This is a genomic window from Paenibacillus selenitireducens, assembly GCF_002021565.1.
Lineage (GTDB): Bacteria > Bacillota > Bacilli > Paenibacillales > Paenibacillaceae > Paenibacillus_K > Paenibacillus_K selenitireducens.
The window spans coordinates 317,194-333,827 of record NZ_MSZX01000005.1; the positions used below are offsets into that span (position 1 = coordinate 317,194).

Annotated in this window: 17 protein-coding genes and 1 riboswitch; of the genes, 14 read left to right on the top strand and 3 right to left on the bottom strand. The window is 44.7% G+C overall.

What is annotated here, in order from left to right:
* The first annotated feature begins 102 nt into the window (after window positions 1–102).
* The 7 genes from BVG16_RS14735 to BVG16_RS14765 all read left to right on the top strand — a co-directional run bounded on the left by BVG16_RS14735 (window position 103) and on the right by BVG16_RS14765 (window position 8,248).
* Window positions 103–888 (top strand): MBL fold metallo-hydrolase, encoded by a 786-nt coding sequence (locus tag BVG16_RS14735; protein WP_078499599.1) that lies wholly within the window; start codon window positions 103–105, stop codon window positions 886–888.
* 150 nt (window positions 889–1,038) lie between these two features.
* Window positions 1,039–2,508 (top strand): FTR1 family iron permease, encoded by a 1,470-nt coding sequence (locus BVG16_RS14740; protein ID WP_078499434.1) that lies wholly within the window; start codon window positions 1,039–1,041, stop codon window positions 2,506–2,508.
* 24 nt (window positions 2,509–2,532) lie between these two features.
* Window positions 2,533–3,765, top strand: coding sequence for an EfeM/EfeO family lipoprotein (locus BVG16_RS14745; RefSeq protein WP_078499435.1), 1,233 nt, complete (start codon window positions 2,533–2,535; stop codon window positions 3,763–3,765).
* Between the two features lie 12 nt (window positions 3,766–3,777).
* Window positions 3,778–5,082, top strand: a complete 1,305-nt coding sequence (gene efeB / locus BVG16_RS14750) for an iron uptake transporter deferrochelatase/peroxidase subunit (RefSeq protein ID WP_078499436.1) — start codon at window positions 3,778–3,780, stop codon at window positions 5,080–5,082.
* Window positions 5,083–5,544: 462 nt separating this feature from the next.
* Entirely contained in the window at window positions 5,545–7,410 is a 1,866-nt protein-coding gene (gene abc-f, locus BVG16_RS14755) for a ribosomal protection-like ABC-F family protein (protein ID WP_078499437.1), read from the top strand.
* Window positions 7,411–7,497: 87 nt separating this feature from the next.
* Window positions 7,498–7,680: a hypothetical protein gene (locus BVG16_RS14760; RefSeq protein ID WP_078499438.1), complete on the top strand. Its 183-nt coding sequence runs from the start codon at window positions 7,498–7,500 to the stop codon at window positions 7,678–7,680.
* A 139-nt stretch (window positions 7,681–7,819) separates the two neighbouring features.
* Entirely contained in the window at window positions 7,820–8,248 is a 429-nt protein-coding gene (locus BVG16_RS14765) for a GNAT family N-acetyltransferase (protein ID WP_233147040.1), read from the top strand.
* On the opposite strand, the gene BVG16_RS14770 is transcribed toward BVG16_RS14765, so the two are convergent.
* A complete protein-coding gene (locus BVG16_RS14770) occupies window positions 8,245–8,643 on the bottom strand; it encodes a thiol-disulfide oxidoreductase DCC family protein (RefSeq protein ID WP_078499440.1) in 399 nt (132 codons plus the stop codon). The two genes, BVG16_RS14765 and BVG16_RS14770, sit on opposite strands and share 4 nt — an antisense overlap.
* Window positions 8,644–8,768: 125 nt before the next feature.
* On the opposite strand from BVG16_RS14770, the gene hisC reads away from it, so the two are divergent.
* Window positions 8,769–9,827 carry a histidinol-phosphate transaminase gene (hisC, locus tag BVG16_RS14775; RefSeq protein ID WP_078499441.1) on the top strand — a complete coding sequence of 353 codons (1,059 nt, stop codon included), beginning with the start codon at window positions 8,769–8,771 and terminating at the stop codon, window positions 9,825–9,827.
* Here the strand turns inward: hisC and BVG16_RS14780 are convergent.
* Entirely contained in the window at window positions 9,808–10,125 is a 318-nt protein-coding gene (locus BVG16_RS14780; protein WP_078499442.1) for a thioredoxin family protein, read from the bottom strand. The genes hisC and BVG16_RS14780 overlap by 20 nt on opposite strands.
* A gap of 5 nt (window positions 10,126–10,130) precedes the next feature.
* Window positions 10,131–10,499 carry a MerR family transcriptional regulator gene (locus tag BVG16_RS14785; RefSeq protein WP_078499443.1) on the bottom strand — a complete coding sequence of 123 codons (369 nt, stop codon included), beginning with the start codon at window positions 10,497–10,499 and terminating at the stop codon, window positions 10,131–10,133.
* Window positions 10,500–10,651: 152 nt separating this feature from the next.
* Here BVG16_RS14785 and BVG16_RS14790 point away from each other — a divergent pair, with 152 nt between their 5' ends.
* From BVG16_RS14790 to BVG16_RS14815, 6 genes are all read left to right on the top strand, one after another.
* Window positions 10,652–11,239 (top strand): TetR/AcrR family transcriptional regulator, encoded by a 588-nt coding sequence (locus BVG16_RS14790; protein WP_078499444.1) that lies wholly within the window; start codon window positions 10,652–10,654, stop codon window positions 11,237–11,239.
* A 155-nt stretch (window positions 11,240–11,394) separates the two neighbouring features.
* Window positions 11,395–11,709, top strand: a complete 315-nt coding sequence (locus BVG16_RS14795; protein ID WP_078499445.1) for a hypothetical protein — start codon at window positions 11,395–11,397, stop codon at window positions 11,707–11,709.
* 383 nt (window positions 11,710–12,092) lie between these two features.
* On the top strand, window positions 12,093–13,550 hold the full coding sequence (locus BVG16_RS14800; protein ID WP_078499446.1) for an NAD-dependent malic enzyme: 1,458 nt from the start codon (window positions 12,093–12,095) through the stop codon (window positions 13,548–13,550).
* Between the two features lie 81 nt (window positions 13,551–13,631).
* Window positions 13,632–14,261: an SGNH/GDSL hydrolase family protein gene (locus BVG16_RS14805; protein ID WP_078499447.1), complete on the top strand. Its 630-nt coding sequence runs from the start codon at window positions 13,632–13,634 to the stop codon at window positions 14,259–14,261.
* Between the two features lie 111 nt (window positions 14,262–14,372).
* Window positions 14,373–15,122 carry an alpha/beta fold hydrolase gene (locus BVG16_RS14810; protein WP_078499448.1) on the top strand — a complete coding sequence of 250 codons (750 nt, stop codon included), beginning with the start codon at window positions 14,373–14,375 and terminating at the stop codon, window positions 15,120–15,122.
* 16 nt (window positions 15,123–15,138) lie between these two features.
* A complete protein-coding gene (locus BVG16_RS14815) occupies window positions 15,139–16,308 on the top strand; it encodes an acyltransferase (protein WP_078499449.1) in 1,170 nt (389 codons plus the stop codon).
* Between the two features lie 66 nt (window positions 16,309–16,374).
* Window positions 16,375–16,575, top strand: a riboswitch (cobalamin riboswitch).
* Window positions 16,576–16,634: the final 59 nt, after the last annotated feature.

The following is a 16,634-nucleotide window of genomic DNA, read 5'->3' on the forward strand; positions in this document are numbered from 1 at the left end:
GAAATGTGATAGTTTACATGCTAGACTATAAAAATAGAAGATGAAGGATGATATGACCTATGGTGTTGTAACATGGGAGGCATGAAGGAGTGGCAGGCAGATATGGATGAACTGATATTTTTAGGTACAGGCGATTCTATGGGAGTCCCTCGCGTGTATTGTGATTGCATGATTTGTGAAGAAGCCAGAACGACCGGGATGAACCGTCGCTATCGTTCAGCTGTCATGATAAGAACAGCGGAAGGAGATATTCTCATCGATTGCGGTCCGGATTGGGTAACCCAAATGGAGCAGATTGAACAACGATTCGTATCCCATACGCTGATCACACACGCGCATTTTGATCATATTGCAGGTTTGCCCGAATGGGTAGATGCCTGTCGTTGGCTTGGGCAACGGGGACATATCTATTCTCCTTCTGAAGTGCTGGAGACGATCCGGGCCCAATTTCCATGGCTTCCGAGACATCTGTATTTTCATGAAATCAAGCCCGAAGGCATGGAGCTATATGGATGGAAGATTGAACCCCATCTGATGTGTCATGGGAAAAATGGGATGTCCTACGCCTTTCGATTAACCAAAGGGGACATGTGTGTCGGATACTGTTCAGATGCGATTAACTTGAGTCCCGATCAGAAGCTGTTTCTCATGAATCTAGATCTCCTGATATTAGGGACCAACTTCTACCATGAAGAAGCAGAGTTTCATACCCGATCGGTCTACGACATGGTCGAGGCGATCGAATTGCTCCAAGAATTGCAGCCCTCGCAAGTTTATTTTACACATATGGGACATGGTGTGGATGTCGAAGAACGATACGCGATCCCCTCCAACGTCACCTTAGCAAGAACAGGAATGCGAATAGCTTTAACTGTGGAAGACGCCTAATTTGGCGTCTTTTTTAGATGAGAATCATTATAGTAAATAATGATTGACAGCGGGTGACAGTAAATGTAAACTAAACTCCGATAATGATTCTCATTATCGTGAATTTAACGTATAGAAAACAGATGAAGGCAGGCGAAATAATTGATTAGAATGCGGAACGTATACCTGCTGATTCTTACCGTCCTGATGTTCATGATGAGTCCCATGATGGCTTGGGCAGCAAGTGTAGGACAGGATGATCTGACACAAGCAAATACCATCGTGGATAAGGCTTTGACAGCGGCAACAGGCGGGGATGTGGATACAGCAAAAGCAACCTTTGAAGAATTCCGAACCACATGGTTAAAGATTGAAGAACATATCAAATCGGAGTCCGCACAGGCTTACGCGGATATTGAGGCAGCCATGGGGCAATTCGATTATGCTTCGATTAAAAGCAAACAAGAAGATCTCGTGAAGTCATTAACAGATCTCAAGAAGGTCAATACGAAATACATATCCAATGGGTATACGAAAGGCGCGTCCTTTAAGCAAGAAGATATCACATTACAGGATTTCGTGGGCATCTTAACTCAATTAAATACGGACATCAAGCAATCGGCTAAGGATGCTGCGTTGGATGGGATCAAGCAAGCGCGTCACTCTTGGTTAAGCGTAGAAGGCGTTGTTGTTGCTCAATCCGGAACGGTCTACAGCGATTCCGAGCGCGATCTCGTTGTCATTCAAGCGATGTTAGATCAGGGCGATCTGAAAGGTGCAGAAGATACTGTTTCAGCGATGATTACCTATTTAACGCCACTTGCGTCAAAGACCGAATATACGATGATCGATGCTGCGATGATCCCGATTCGTGAGGGTTTAGAAGCGCTTCTCGTTGTAGGTGCGTTACTAGCTTTTGTGAAACGAAGCCCGCAAGCCGAAGTGAAGAAAGGTAAGGCATGGATTTGGACCGGCGTTGGTGCGGGAGTACTTGTAAGCTTGGTGATTGCTGTCATCGTGAAGTTCGTCTTCTCTTCCGGAGCCTTTGGTCAGAATAACTTCATTATTAACGGATGGACGGGAATTATTGCAGCCGTCATGCTGCTATATATGAGCTATTGGTTACATCGTCAATCGAATGTGAAGGATTGGCAGCAATATATTCAATCAAAAAGTCAATCTGCTATGAAAACGGGGCGGATGGTTACGTTAGGTGTGCTATCTTTCTTAGCTATTTTTCGGGAGGGTACCGAAACGGTATTATTCCTGATTGGCATGGTCAATCAGATCTCGATGCAGAATTTGATTCTTGGAATTCTCATCGGGTTTGGCGTTCTGGGAATCGTAGCCTATTTGATGCTGACACTTGGTGTGAAGCTCCCTATGCGACCGTTCTTTATGGTATCAAGTTTAATCGTGTTCTATCTTTGTATTAAGTTCACGGGGATGGGAATCCATAGTTTACAGCTAGCAAGCTCGATACCATCTACCCAGGCACCGTTACCTAATATCAACTTTATTGCGATGTATCCATCTTGGCAAAGTGCATTACCCCAATTGATTATTATCGCGGCTGCTCTTATTGTAATCATAGTTCAAAAGATCAAACCGAAGAAAAAAATAGAACCCATATCTGGTTAAGAGAGAAAAGAGGAGCTTCATCCCATGAAAAACAAGCGAATTAAATTGGTATCCTTCCTAGTTACATTAGCATTACTTACTGCAGCCATGACGGCATGCGGGGCGAAGGACACATCGACTGAAGTTGCAGCATCCACGCAAGGTACAACCCAAGCGGATACAACCAACGCAACAACAACGGCGACTGTAGATCCGCAGACAGGTACGGACAGCATGATCGCGACGGCAGCAGCATTAAAGACATCACTGGATGCGAAGGATGACGCCAAGGCCAAGGAATTAACGAAGAAGATCGAAGAAGAATGGCTATCCTTCGAGAATGATATTAAAGCCAAATATCCGGATCAATATGTGAATGTCGAAAAATACTTAAACACACTGATTGCAGGTGGGAAGCAAGACACGTTAGAGTTTGATGTGCTCTCTACCTTATTGGATCAAGTTCAGCCTGCACTTCAAGGTCTCAGTGATACATTGAAATCCGGTACAGGCGGGGTTAATAAGGATTCATTAGAGAAGAATCCGGAAATTGTTGCAGCGACGAAGCTATATGCTGCGTATGTGCAGGAGCAAGGAACAGCCATGGTTACTGAAATAGAAGCTCTACTCAATGATGTGAAAAGCGGAGATTTGAAAAAAGCACAAGCACAGTATGTCAAATCCCGGTTCCCCTATGAACGCATTGAACCGATCATTGAGTTGTTCGCTGAATTAGACGGTACGATGGATGCTCGTGTTGATGATTTTGCCGATGAGAATGATGCGAACTTTACAGGATATCACCGCATTGAAAATATTCTCTTCGTGAAGCAAAATACGAAAGATGCGGTTACATTCGCGGAACGTCTTCTGGAAGACGGGAAGAAGATGCAATCCGAAATTGCGAAAATGACGATTGATCCAACATTGTTCGTTACAGGTGTCGGGGAGTTAATGGAAGAGGCACAGTCTACGAAAATTACAGGCGAGGAAGAACGCTGGAGCCAAGCCACGCTTCCTGTTTTAAAAGGTAATGTTGAAGGTGCGAAAAAGATTTTCGATCTACTACGTGCAGAGCTGCATAAAAAAGATCCTGCTTTAGAGGAGAAAATCGATAAAAATCTGCAGAGTGTGCTGCAACAGATTGAAGAACTTTCGCCGAATGGTGTGTACACGCCATTTGATCAATTAAGTCAAACCCAACAAATCGATTTGAAAAATAAATTGGAAGCCCTCGCGGTACCGCTTGTGAAGCTTCCTGCAACATTAGGTGAATAAGGGTGAAGAATCATGTCAAAACAACCATTTAGTCGACGTAAATTTCTTGGCATGGCCGTAACAGGTGCCGCGGGTCTCGTGATCGGCAATATGCTAGACCTACCAAAGCGAGTACATTCTGTTGTAGACTCAGAACCTGTCAACTCCAAATCACAGACAACTGAAACGACGAACACCCCAGGAACAGCTCCGGTAACGGAGTCGTTTTTTGGCGTTCACCAGTCAGGGATCGTGACCCCTGCTCAACAGTTTTTGAACATTGCTGCCTTTGATATCATCTCGAGTGACCGGAATGAACTCAGAGATATGCTCAAGACTTGGACGAAGATGATCGCTAGATTAACAGAAGGCAAGTCCCCTCTGGAAGGGTCTCAGAATCCTAAATTCTCTCCGCTTGATACGGGAGAACAGATCGGATTAAGTCCATCCCGGTTGACCATTACGATCGGGTTTGGGGCAAGCTTATTCCAGAAGGATGGGATCGACCGGTTTGGTCTTGCGAGCAAAAAGCCTAAAGGCTTCGGTCAAATGCCAATATTTCATCGAGATGCATTGAAGGAACCTCTGATACACGGAGATCTTGTTGTTCAAGTGTGTTCTGATGATCCGGTCGTTAACTTTCATGCCATTCGTAATCTATCGATCGCATCGAATGGTGTCGCGCATTTGCGCTGGCAGCATACCGGTCAATCCGGGACAAAGCCAGAAGGAACCCCTCGCAACTTATTTGGCTTCAAGGATGGGACGAATAATCCTCAGCTTACAGATGAGAACTTCATGAACAATAACATTTGGGTTGGGAATTCGGATGAACCCGCATGGCTGCGAGGTGGAACCTATATGGTTGTACGACGTATCCAAATGCGTATGGAAACTTGGGACCAATTGTCATATACCACGCAAGAGGATGTGATCGGCCGTCAGAAAATATCCGGAGCTCCCATGGATGGTATGCTGGAGCATGATGAGCCGAAATTCGCACAAGATCCGAAAGGCACTGTGACGGCATTGGACTCACATATTCGATTATCCAATCCTCGCAACGGGGAACAGTCAGAACGAGAGCGTATCCTGCGTCGAGGGTATAATTTTATGGATGGTTTAGATGAAGTCGGTCGGATGAATGCCGGTCTGATGTTCATCTGCTTCAATCGGAACCTCAAGACACAGTTCGAATCCATTCAGAACAGACTTAGCAATGTGAAGCAGCTGGACCAGTTGATGAAATACACACAGACCGTGGGTGGAGGTTATTTTGTGGTTCCTCCAGGTGTATTGAACAGTAATTCCTATATTGGTGAAGGTTTGTTTGGGTAATCGTCTTCTTGCACTTATGATCGTTTCATGCTAATATGACATCATCTTATAGAATTTCGGAGGTACTCATCAGTCCCATGAAGTAATTACACGTGATTTTCGTTGCGAACTTGAATGTATGAATTCAAGCGGCCTCTGCCGACGGTAGAGCGAACGAGATACGTGTGTCTTTTTGAGGGGACTGCATGCAGTATATGAACGAACTCTGTTTTCTAGAGAGCTGGTTATATTTGCTTATTTTTTTCCTGTCTCAATAGAACATCACCATTCGTTTGCACAATCCACGGCCGAGTAGCGGCTGTGGGTTTTTTTGTTTAAATCACCACAATAGAATTTACAAAAGTTTCGACGTATCGAAACGCAAAATTCTATTTGGCGATAAAAACGACCTCTATTCGCGGTCGCTCATCTTCGAAAGTGCTTCGATAGAGGTTTTTCTCACATGAATGGAGGAATGTCTGAATGAGATCAACGATATTAAAGGTAAATGATGTTACGAAAGAATATCAGGGGAAATTACTATTTGAACATGTAAATATAGAAATCGGAGTAGGTGAACATGTTGCCTTATTCGGCAAGAATGGGGTAGGCAAGACGACCTTGCTGCAAGGTTTGTTAGGCAAAGAGGAGATGGATGGGGGCACTATTCAACGGATGCTGCCACTGCACGAATGGGGGACATTAGATCAGCAGTTGGAGCTGGAAACTTCCGTACAGACAAGAGAATTTGTGCAGAGTGGACTTAAGGCATGGTTCGCTGCGAAACAACGGGTTGAGCACATCCAAGAGCTGATGCAGCAGGAATCGAAAAATCAGACAGATGCGGAAGATCTGTTCGAGCAGTATGAAGATGCATATGCGAAGTTTGAGACCATGGGAGGATATGAGAGCGAAGTATCCATGGATACATGTATGCAGCGAGTAAGATTAGACCCTGCGGTGTGGAATCAACCATATGCGGAATTAAGCGGCGGGCAGAAGACAAAGGCACAATTGGCCAGGATTTTGGTGGGGGAACCCCAATTTCTGTTATTGGATGAGCCGACGAATCATTTGGATGCAGAGACGTTGGAATGGCTTGAAGAATGGGTTGCATCGTATGCGGGGACGGTACTTATGGTATCGCATGACAGGGCATTTCTGGATCGAGTTGCTGATGCCATCATCGAGCTAACTCCTCAAGGGACAACGCGTTATACAGGAGGATACACGGATTATCGCCGACAGAAGGACATCGAGCTCCAGACGCAAGCCGCATTATATAAGAAGCAGGAGCAAGAAAAGGAACAATTACTCGAAGTTGTTCGACGCTACCAACAATGGTTCAATACCGCAGAGCGTAAAGCAGGCACGCAAACCGAAGTGAAAATTACGAAATCTTACTACAAAGCACGGGCGATGAAAAACATAACGAGGTATCATGCGAAGCAAAAGGAACTGGAACGACTTGAACAAAATCGGGTCGACAAACCTCGCGAAGATACGAAAATTCATGTTCAGTTCGATGCGAGTTCATTGGTCTCGAACACATTGCTTCGGATGGAAAATGTATCGTTTGCTTACCCGTCGTCTACGCTGTTACTGGAACAAGTCCAATTACAAGTAGATCGAAACCATCGTATTGCGGTCATCGGACCGAATGGAGCGGGGAAGTCGACCTTATTAAAGCTGATGATCGGAGAACTAGAGCCATCGCTGGGATCGGTGAAGCATCATCCGCAATTACGAATAGGTTACTTCTCGCAAGAGCTGGAGAACCTCGATGAGTCAGGTTCCATATTAGACAGTCTGTTAGATCTTCCTAATATGACACAGACGTATGCAAGGACAATACTAGGTTGTTTCTTATTTTCCCGCGACGATGTATTTAAGCAAATCAAGGATTTGAGTATGGGGGAACGATGCCGGGTTGCGTTTATTAAATTGTACTTTAGCGATGCCCAAATGCTTGTTCTGGATGAACCGACGAACTACTTGGATATTGTGACCCGCGAGAAGATCGAGGAAGCATTTCGTGAGTATCCTGGCGCGATTGTCATGGTATCGCATGATCGATACTTGGTGAGTCAATTAGCGAATCGAATCGTTGAGATTGAGAAGGGGCATGTGCGCGTGTTTAATGGAAGCTATCCCGAATTTACGGGGTATAAGAAACGACTTCTGGAACCTCAAGGGAAACGCGAAGATGCTGATCGTCTGCAATTACTTGAATTGGCGCTCACACAGCTGATGAACACAGAAGAGGGATCCATGGATTCTACCGTTCTTCTCAGTCAAATTCGCCAGTTGAAGGAAGAAATAAATCAGTTAAAATCAACATTTTCGTGAAAAATAAGGTATTGTGAAAATAATCACATAATACCCCTGATGCATATGTTATAGTTGTCACATAAACCACAAGGGAGTTGACGACGAATGAAAAACGCAAACTTCACGGATGAAATGACACAAAAATACATGAAATTCTGTTATACATGTGATGATGCTTCGAAATGTACGACAGAAGAACAATGCAGAGCTTGTTGGGCCAGCTTTGAGATGGAATTAGAGAAAGAAGTATGTGAAACAACGAAATTTTTGAAACTGCAATACGCGTAAGATATTTCTGATGCTGCAACGTAATACTGATGATCATAACTTAAAAAACCTCTAACTCATGCCATGAAATATGGAAGGGTTGGAGGTTTTGTTGTATGATGGGGTACGTTATGAGATACATGGAAAGGAAGTGCAGGGAATGATTCAACCGATTATTTATGAAGATTTGGAATCCTTACGTTTATTGTACGAAGAATTAATTGGGGAGGCTGGAGACCTATCACAGATGGAGTCTGTATTCCGTCAGATGAAATCGAACAGTGCTTACCATTTACTAGGATATAAAAAGGATGGGGAGCTTCTGGGTTCCGTTATGGGCGTGATTTGCCATGATCTTGTCGGCACATGTCGTCCTTTTATGGTGGTCGAGAATGTGATTGTCTCGGCAAAAGCGCAAGGCATGGGCGCAGGCAAAAAACTCATGCAAGCGCTCGAACAACTCGCAAATGAAAATGATTGCTTGTATATCATGTTCTGCTCAAGCAGCTATCGGAAAGATGCGCATCGGTTTTATGAATCACTCGGATATAAGCTGGATGAGGTGCAAGGGTTCCGGAAAATGCTCTAATCCAGAAATCGCGACCGCAATTCGGGAGATGGAAGCATGCAGCTCTCTTGCTTGCCGAACCAGCGGTATCGATGTCGGGCAACAAATGTATAGATGGAGTCCCGAACAGCTCTAGGGATGAACCGCCCCAAGCCGAACACACGCCACCCTCCATGAAGATGTCGAACAATTCGAAGGGCTGCATCTGACTTGGCATACAGCTGGTTATGTTCGATGAGAATAACGCTATCGAGCGCTCCTTGATAGTGATGTTCTTCTAATAGGCGTTGTCCAACTTCGCTCTGTAATGAAGCAAAGGCATAGTAGGCTGAGGGGTCACGTCGGATAATGAATTGAACACTGCTATTGCAGAGATTGCATACACCGTCGAAAAGAATAATAGCTTGAGCTTTCATGCGTATCCCACCTCAAATTAACTTGTTAATACCCATGGTAGAACATGGTATGATATAAGGGTATCACGATCGGCGTACCAAGACTATAGCGAACTTGTACGATTCATTAAATGGGGGATATTGGAATGAGTAAATTTTGGAGTGAATTAACGGCGTCATTGACTCCTTATGTGCCAGGTGAACAGCCGAAGGATCAGAAGTATATTAAATTAAATACAAATGAAAATCCATATCCGCCGTCGCCTAGTGTAGTGGAGGCGTTGAAGGGTGTATCCCATGCGGATTTAAGACTTTACCCTGACCCAACCTGCGAATCATTAATTCATGCTATTGCGGATCGATACGATCTGCAGGCAGATCAAATCTTCGTTGGGAATGGCTCAGATGAGATATTAGCTTTTGCTTTTGCAGCATTTTTCAGTCCGAATCGCGCAATACGTTTTGCCGATATTACATATAGCTTCTACCAAGTCTATGCGCAGTTGTATCAAGTGCCCGTGGAGCGGGTCCCTCTAGATGAAGCGTTTAATACACCGCTAGAGCGATTTTACTATAGTGAAGGCGGTGTAGTCATCGCAAATCCTAACGCTCCGACTTCAAAATATATCCCAGTCGATGAGCTGCGCGCCGTTCTTGAGCATAACCCGGATCAGGTCGTCATTATCGATGAAGCTTATATTGACTTTGGGGGAGAATCTGCCGTGAAGCTGATCTCTTCGTACCCGAATTTACTTGTCGTACAGACCATGTCGAAATCACGTTCCTTAGCCGGGCTGCGCATTGGTTATGCCATGGGGAATCAAGAGTTGATTGAAGGGTTGAACCGAATTAAAAATTCCTTTAATTCTTATACATTAGATCGATTAGCACTGGCTGGTGGGGTTGCTTCTTTACAAGATGAGGCTTATTTCGAGACGACGAATGCGCGAGTGATTCAGACGCGGGAATGGACCACTGCGCAGCTTCGAACTTTAGGTTTTGATGTGATGGACTCCAAAGCAAATTTCGTGTTTATCACACATCCGAATCAAGATGCGAGTCAGTTATTCCAAGCCCTTCGTCATCGCGGCGTTCTCGTTAGATTTTTCAACCAACCGCGAATAGATCAGTTTTTACGTGTGAGTATAGGTACGGATGAAGAGATGCAAGCTTTCATACAAGCACTTAAAGAAATTGTTGGATAACTTGCGAATAAGCTGATTTAGGGCGAAGACCGATGAATTTCTCCATTGGCGTTCCATGACGAAGGATAAATACGGTAGGGATAGACTGCACGCCGTACTGAGCTGTGGACGCTGGAGACTCATCAACATCGACCTTAAGGATTCGGATTTGTTCGCCGTAGGTTTTATTTAGATCCTCAAGAATCGGCAGAAGAACCTTGCACGGAGGACACCAGACGGCACCAAAATCAATGATGGTCACACCAGTGGATAAAATGTGTTCTTTAAGCGTAGCATCATTTACCGAAATAATGGACATATTATTCACGCTCCAGGGGGATTTGGATTTTCAAGCATGACGGCTTGAATACGATCTTCTAGATTGGATTTTATTTGGCTTAGCAGTTGGATTTGTTCCTCGATTTCGGTTAACTTTTCGCGGTAGATGGGGAGAATTTGTGAACAGAAAGCTTCTTTGTTCATCACAACACAGTTCAGGAATCCTGCTATTTGCTCGGTTGTGAAACCAAGGTTCAAGTAAAACTTAATGGTGTTCACCTGATCAATAACTAGAGGATGATAGGTTCGATACCCATTGCTCTCACGATCAGCCGAGATAAGTCCCTGTTGTTCGTAATAACGTAATGAACGAATACTGACACCTGTTAATTGAGATAATTGACTGATCTTCATCAGATGCCTCCTTTCACGATAATCCTTCGGTTACTATTTCCATTATAAACCTTCACATAGATGTCAGAGTCAATAGGTTGAAACGGATCAATTTTGTGGTTATATAGAATATATAGACCAGTTGATATATTTTGGAGGTAAGGGGGTTATCCATGCGCGGACCGAATGTGAACAATGCTTCACGTACCAAGCTTCTCGAGACGACTTCAAGATTACTTCAACAGCAAGGCTATCATGCAACAGGATTGAATCAAATTACGAAGGATAGCGGATCTCCCAAAGGCTCGCTGTATTATTATTTTCCTGGTGGAAAAGAAGAACTGGCCGCCGAAGCTGTACATAGGAGTGGAATGCTGGTGGCAGAGCGAATTCAGTCCGGATTATCCTTATACGATGACCCTGTCATCGCGATTCAACAATTTATTAACCAAGTTGCAGCTCAATTTCAAGATCAAGGGATTGGTGTTCAAGGCGTGCCGGTTGCTGCTGTGGCACTCGAGACCTCTTTTATCAGCGATCGGATTCGTGAGTCCTGCCGGCAAGCTTATGAATCGTGGAATCAGATTTACGCGAATAAGCTTATACAGGCTGGATACGATGAAAACCGGGCAAATCAGTTAGGCGTTGTTCTGAATGCAATGATTGAAGGGGCCTATATTATCTCCATTACGAGGCAGGATAATCAACCGTTGCTGGATATTGCTGCACAGATTCCAGTGCTTTTGAGTACAAAATTATAGAACTGAATTTACAAAGTTGTTGTAAGGATCTACTTGACGGCGAAGTTAGGGATCGTGAAGGAAGTAACTCCGGTGACTGCGCAATGATGAAGTAGAGTTTTTAGGGAAGGATTTGTTTATACTACGAGCAGGATAGGAATAGGAGTGAGCTACGAATGAACCTTATAGAATGCATCGTGCATTATGAATTAATACGTGGAGAAAAGGTAAGTCCGCTTCGGGGCGTAGTAGATGTGGAGCCAGGCCATAAACCGTCCGTGAATGAGCTGTTAGACATGTTTAAAGATAGCGATCTGCATGTGGTTGTGGATGATCCAAGCCGCCTTACGTTCCGTTCGACGACACCAGATGATAAGTATACCATTCGTGTAAAGAAGTTTGACACGGGTGAGAAAAATAACGATTACGTCGAAGATACAGAATTGAAATCGATCATCTCTAATTTTATTCCAAAAAGCCGTCCGCTGTAATAACGTTTCGGGACCCGTTTGGCTCGTTAAATATTTGAAACTTTCGAGGTCCTGGATCGTAGTATTGTTGAAAGCAGTGGAGGTGGTATAGCGATGTTTACATTTTTATTATCACTCGCTGGTATGGCATCGTTAGTGTTGATTTTAAATCGTATGGATCACTTCATTCAATTGGTGGATGAATCCCAGCGGCGCATGAACATGCAGAAATGATTATGTTATGAGGGTCGATGGACTCGTTAGAATGCCTCCTATAGGGAGGCATTTTGACGTTCATGACATACCATGCAGATGGGGCTTGTATATTTTCCAAAATAAAGATATCTTAGTATAGGTGACAGCGTTTTCAGTAAACTTGGTAAACCAATGGAGGAGTTCAGGACATGTCCAGTTCAGCGCATGGAATCAATACGATTATTTTACGATTAGAAATGGATAAAGAGCTGGTGACATTTGGGCAAGTGGCGACGGCAATCAATGAAGCCGGCGGAGACATCATAGCAATCGACGTGAATCAATCCACGAAGACCATGACAACGCGCGATATTACGATTCAAGTAGGTGACGATGCGCAGCAAGCACTGATCATGCATGGTCTATTAGACCTGCCTGGCATTCGAATTATTAACGTATCGGATCAAGTGTTCCTCATGCATCTAGGCGGCAAGATTGAGACCCATCCGAAGATGCGGATTAAGAACCGTGCAGATTTATCGAGGGTGTATACCCCTGGTGTTGCCAAGGTTTGTATGGCCATACATGATGATCCGCTGAAGGCGCACTCCCTTACGATCAAACGCAATACGGTAGCGGTGGTGTCGGATGGAACAGCGGTGCTTGGCTTAGGCAACATTGGCCCTGAAGCTGCGATGCCGGTTATGGAAGGGAAAGCGATGTTATTCAAGCAAATGGCGGATGTAGACGCATTCCCGATCTGCCTGAACACGCAAGATACGGAAGAGATTATTCGAACCGTAAAGGCCATCGCACCTGCATTTGGCGGGATTAACTTAGAAGATATTTCATCTCCGCGATGCTTTGAAATTGAGCAGAGACTGATTGAAGAGCTAGATATTCCTGTCTTTCATGATGATCAGCACGGAACAGCTGTCGTGATCTTGGCTGGATTAATAAATGCCTTAAAGATTGTGGACAAGAAGATCGAGGATTGTAAAATCGTGATTTGCGGGATTGGCGCGGCAGGGATTGCTTGTACCAAAATGCTACTCACAGCCGGTGCAGTGAATGTCATTGGTGTCGATCGCGCAGGCGCCATTGTAGCTGGTGATTATGATACGAATAGCGTGTTTGGGCAATATGCAGCCATGACAAATCCGTATTTAACCCAAGGCGATCTTCATCAAGTCATTGAAGATGCCGATGTCTTTATTGGCGTGTCCGGACCCAATGTCTTGCATGTTGAAGACGTTCAGCGTATGGCGAAGGATCCGATTGTATTCGCTATGGCGAATCCGACACCTGAAATTGCCCCTGAACTCGCAGAGCCTTTTGTACGTGTAATGGCTACGGGGCGATCGGATTATCCGAACCAGATTAATAACGTTCTCTGCTTCCCAGGCTTGTTCCGCGGCGTTTTGGATTGCCGTGCATCAAGAATTACGGAAGGGATGAAGCTCGCTGCTTCGCATGCGATTGCTTCGGCCGTATCTGATGAGGAATTAAATGAACAATATATTATTCCAAGTGTGTTCCATAATGAGGTTGCAGCACGAGTAAGGGATGCGGTTATTCACGCTGCGATTGAAGATGGTGTTGCACGTCGTCGTCGACGTCTAGAGACAATGATTGGAACGGCCTATATGGATCCTACCTCAGATTAGTTCCCGTTGCATCACGCTTTCTAGCAGTGATAGACTGAAATTTGATAGGGTAATAGTATTTAAGTGAAGGAGAACTCATTCATGACTTTCATTCAAGCTAATGATGTTGTGCTTTTTCAAGGAGACAGTATTACGGATTGTGGGCGAAATTACGAGCAGCATGACAACTTGGGGAACGGTTATCCTGTGATGGTGGCCAAGGCATTTAACGCGTTGTATCCGGAGTTGAATGTGACATTCTTTAACCGAGGCATCAGCGGAAATCGCGTCGTCAATTTACAAGGACGCTGGAAGCAGGATTGTCTGGATCTCAAACCTACATGGGTTTCTATTCTGATCGGGATTAATGATGTGTGGAGACGGTATGATGCGAATGATGCGACTTCGTTAGCAGCCTTCCAAGAAGGATATCGCGATATCTTACAACAAATTCAGGATCAGTTACAATCGAAATTAATTCTGATCGAGCCATTCGTTCTCCCTGTTCCAGCAGATCGGAAGAACTGGCGTGAGGATCTGGATCCGAAAATCCAAGTGGTTCGCGAGTTAGCAGCGGAGTTCAGCGCGCTCTATATTCCGACAGACGGATTATTCGCTCAAGCATCGATGATCCAGCCGCCAGCACATTGGGCAGAAGATGGCGTACACCCGTCGGTTGCTGGACATCGCTTGATCGCAGAGGCTTGGTTGAAGACCGTTCAAGTTATCTAATATAGGCTTACATAGAACGCGTTCCATGTGCAAAAGATGCACGGAACGCGTTCTTTTGGTATGATAAATACCATTACATGTGACAAAGCGCATAATATTAGGAGGAACAACATGAGAAGAGTGAAGAGAACATTACTCATTATACTAGCCGTGCTCCTTATCATTGTGGGTGCTGGCGCTTGGTATTTATGGCCGTATGATACGGATGCAGTTGCTGTGCAAGCCATGCAAGGGGATGCTGTGGTGAAAGTAACGGAATCGAAACAAGGTATCGTCTTCGAACCGGCACATGATCCCGTACAGACGATGGGAATTCTATTCTATCCGGGGGCTAAGGTGAACCCCGAAGGATATGCACCGATGGCGAAAGACCTAGCATCCGCAGGTTATCGAACCATCATTGTGAAGATGCCGTTAAATATGGCGATATTAGGCAAAGACCGGGCGAAAGCTTGGATGCAGCAATACCCAGACCAGACATTTGTTATCGGAGGCCACTCGTTAGGAGGCGCGATGGCCGCTCGCTATGCAGCCGCGAACCCGAAAGGTATAAGAGGGCTATTCTTCTTAGCAGCTTATGCAGACAGTGGAGCTCCATTATCGAAATCCAAAGAACTTCCGGTCTTATCCATCATCGCTTCGAATGATAAAGTATTGGATTGGGATAGTTATAATGCAAATCGTTCCAATCTGCCTGAAAATACGCAATATATGACCATTGAAGGCGGTAATCATGCTCAGTTCGGGGACTATGGCGTACAAAAAGGGGATGGACAAGCAACCATCACGCCTGAGGAACAACGTCACAAAGTAGTCAAGGCTCTGACGGATTGGTTGAGTGAAATAGGTCAAAAGAAATAAAGTGGGTCGTGAATGGATGAACCGAAAACCCAGAATTGAAGAAATACAAATTTTGCGCGGTCTAGCTTTTTTAGCGGTCGTGCTTCAGCACTCGATCGCACATTATACGATCGTGCCCCAGATGGGACTAGGAGACGGCGTCGTGATGACGCTGTTCTTAGTTGCGTCTAAATTTGCTGTGCCCGTTTTTGTGTTCATTACAGGGTTGGTGCTTTTCTATAATGATAAACCTACATTTCACTATGGCCCTTTTCTGAAGAAAAGATGGAGCGACATTTTCGTTCCGTATCTCTTATGGTCTATCCTTTTTGCGTGGATGAATCTAGCACTAGGCCATGGATGGTTGAATGATGTTGGTAATCTGCTAGGGTATGCGTTAACGGGCAAAGCAAGTTATCATCTCTGGTATGTCGTCATGGTGATGCAGTTCTATCTGTTATTCCCATTGTGGCGTTCCATCATAAAATGGTGTTTTCAGAAACTGCGCGGATGGCTCGGCATGATTGCTTTAACAATGGCGGGACTGCTGTACGTGTGGTTGATGGGGAACGTCTACGATATCGGTCTTTTTTTTAAAGAACACGATGTTCTCGGTATTCAAGCGTTGTTTAATCAATTCGCAGATCGCAATGCGCTCTATTATTCGTTCTATTTTGTGCTGGGTGCAGCAGCAGGCATGAATTTAAAGCGCTGGACAGACGTGATTACAAGATATAAATATGTGTACTGGACCGTATTTATAGGGTTGTATGGATATTTCACCGTTATCTCGATTCAAGCTTTTTATACGGCATCCGGATTAAAGTTTCAATTTAACCAAGTATTCTTGCTTCGCCCCGTCATGGCTGTATTTTTGATTAGTTCCATCTTTGTCGTCTATCATTTGGCGATGATCCTCATTCGTCACAGAAAACACCGATTCACGCAGCTGCTCTACGTCATCGGGACGTATTCATTCGGCGCTTATTTATCCCATGCCATGATGTTGCGGGTAGGTTATTATGTGGATGAATGGTTGTTCACAGAACTGTCAGTAGCTCTGCGGATGATGTCCGTGCAGGTGATTGCTGTTCTCCTCTCAGTTACATTAACCTATCATCTCAGCCAACTCCCGTATGGGAAGTGGTTCGTAGGATTATCGAATCGAGAAAAAGCTCGTAAACATACGATGGTGGCAGAGGAATAGCCGGAAGTGCCGACCCATTTTAAGGTAGACAAATCAATCGATCCGAGTGTAGTATGAAAGATAACTGAATACGTGATGGATCAAGGTGCTGGGCTGTCAAAGCTTAGTTAAAAGGGAAGTTCGGTGTAAAACCGACACGGACCCGCCACTGTGAAGCATGCCAACATATTTGGCTATTTTTTCGCTCTATGTCACTGGTCAATGGACTGGGAAGACGGCGAAAGAAGAATGCGAAGTCAGGAGACCTGCCTTGTTCAACAACACTGTTACCCTACGTGGAATTAGGGAGTGTTAGAGAGCGGGCTACCTAGTTAGTAGGGGCATGA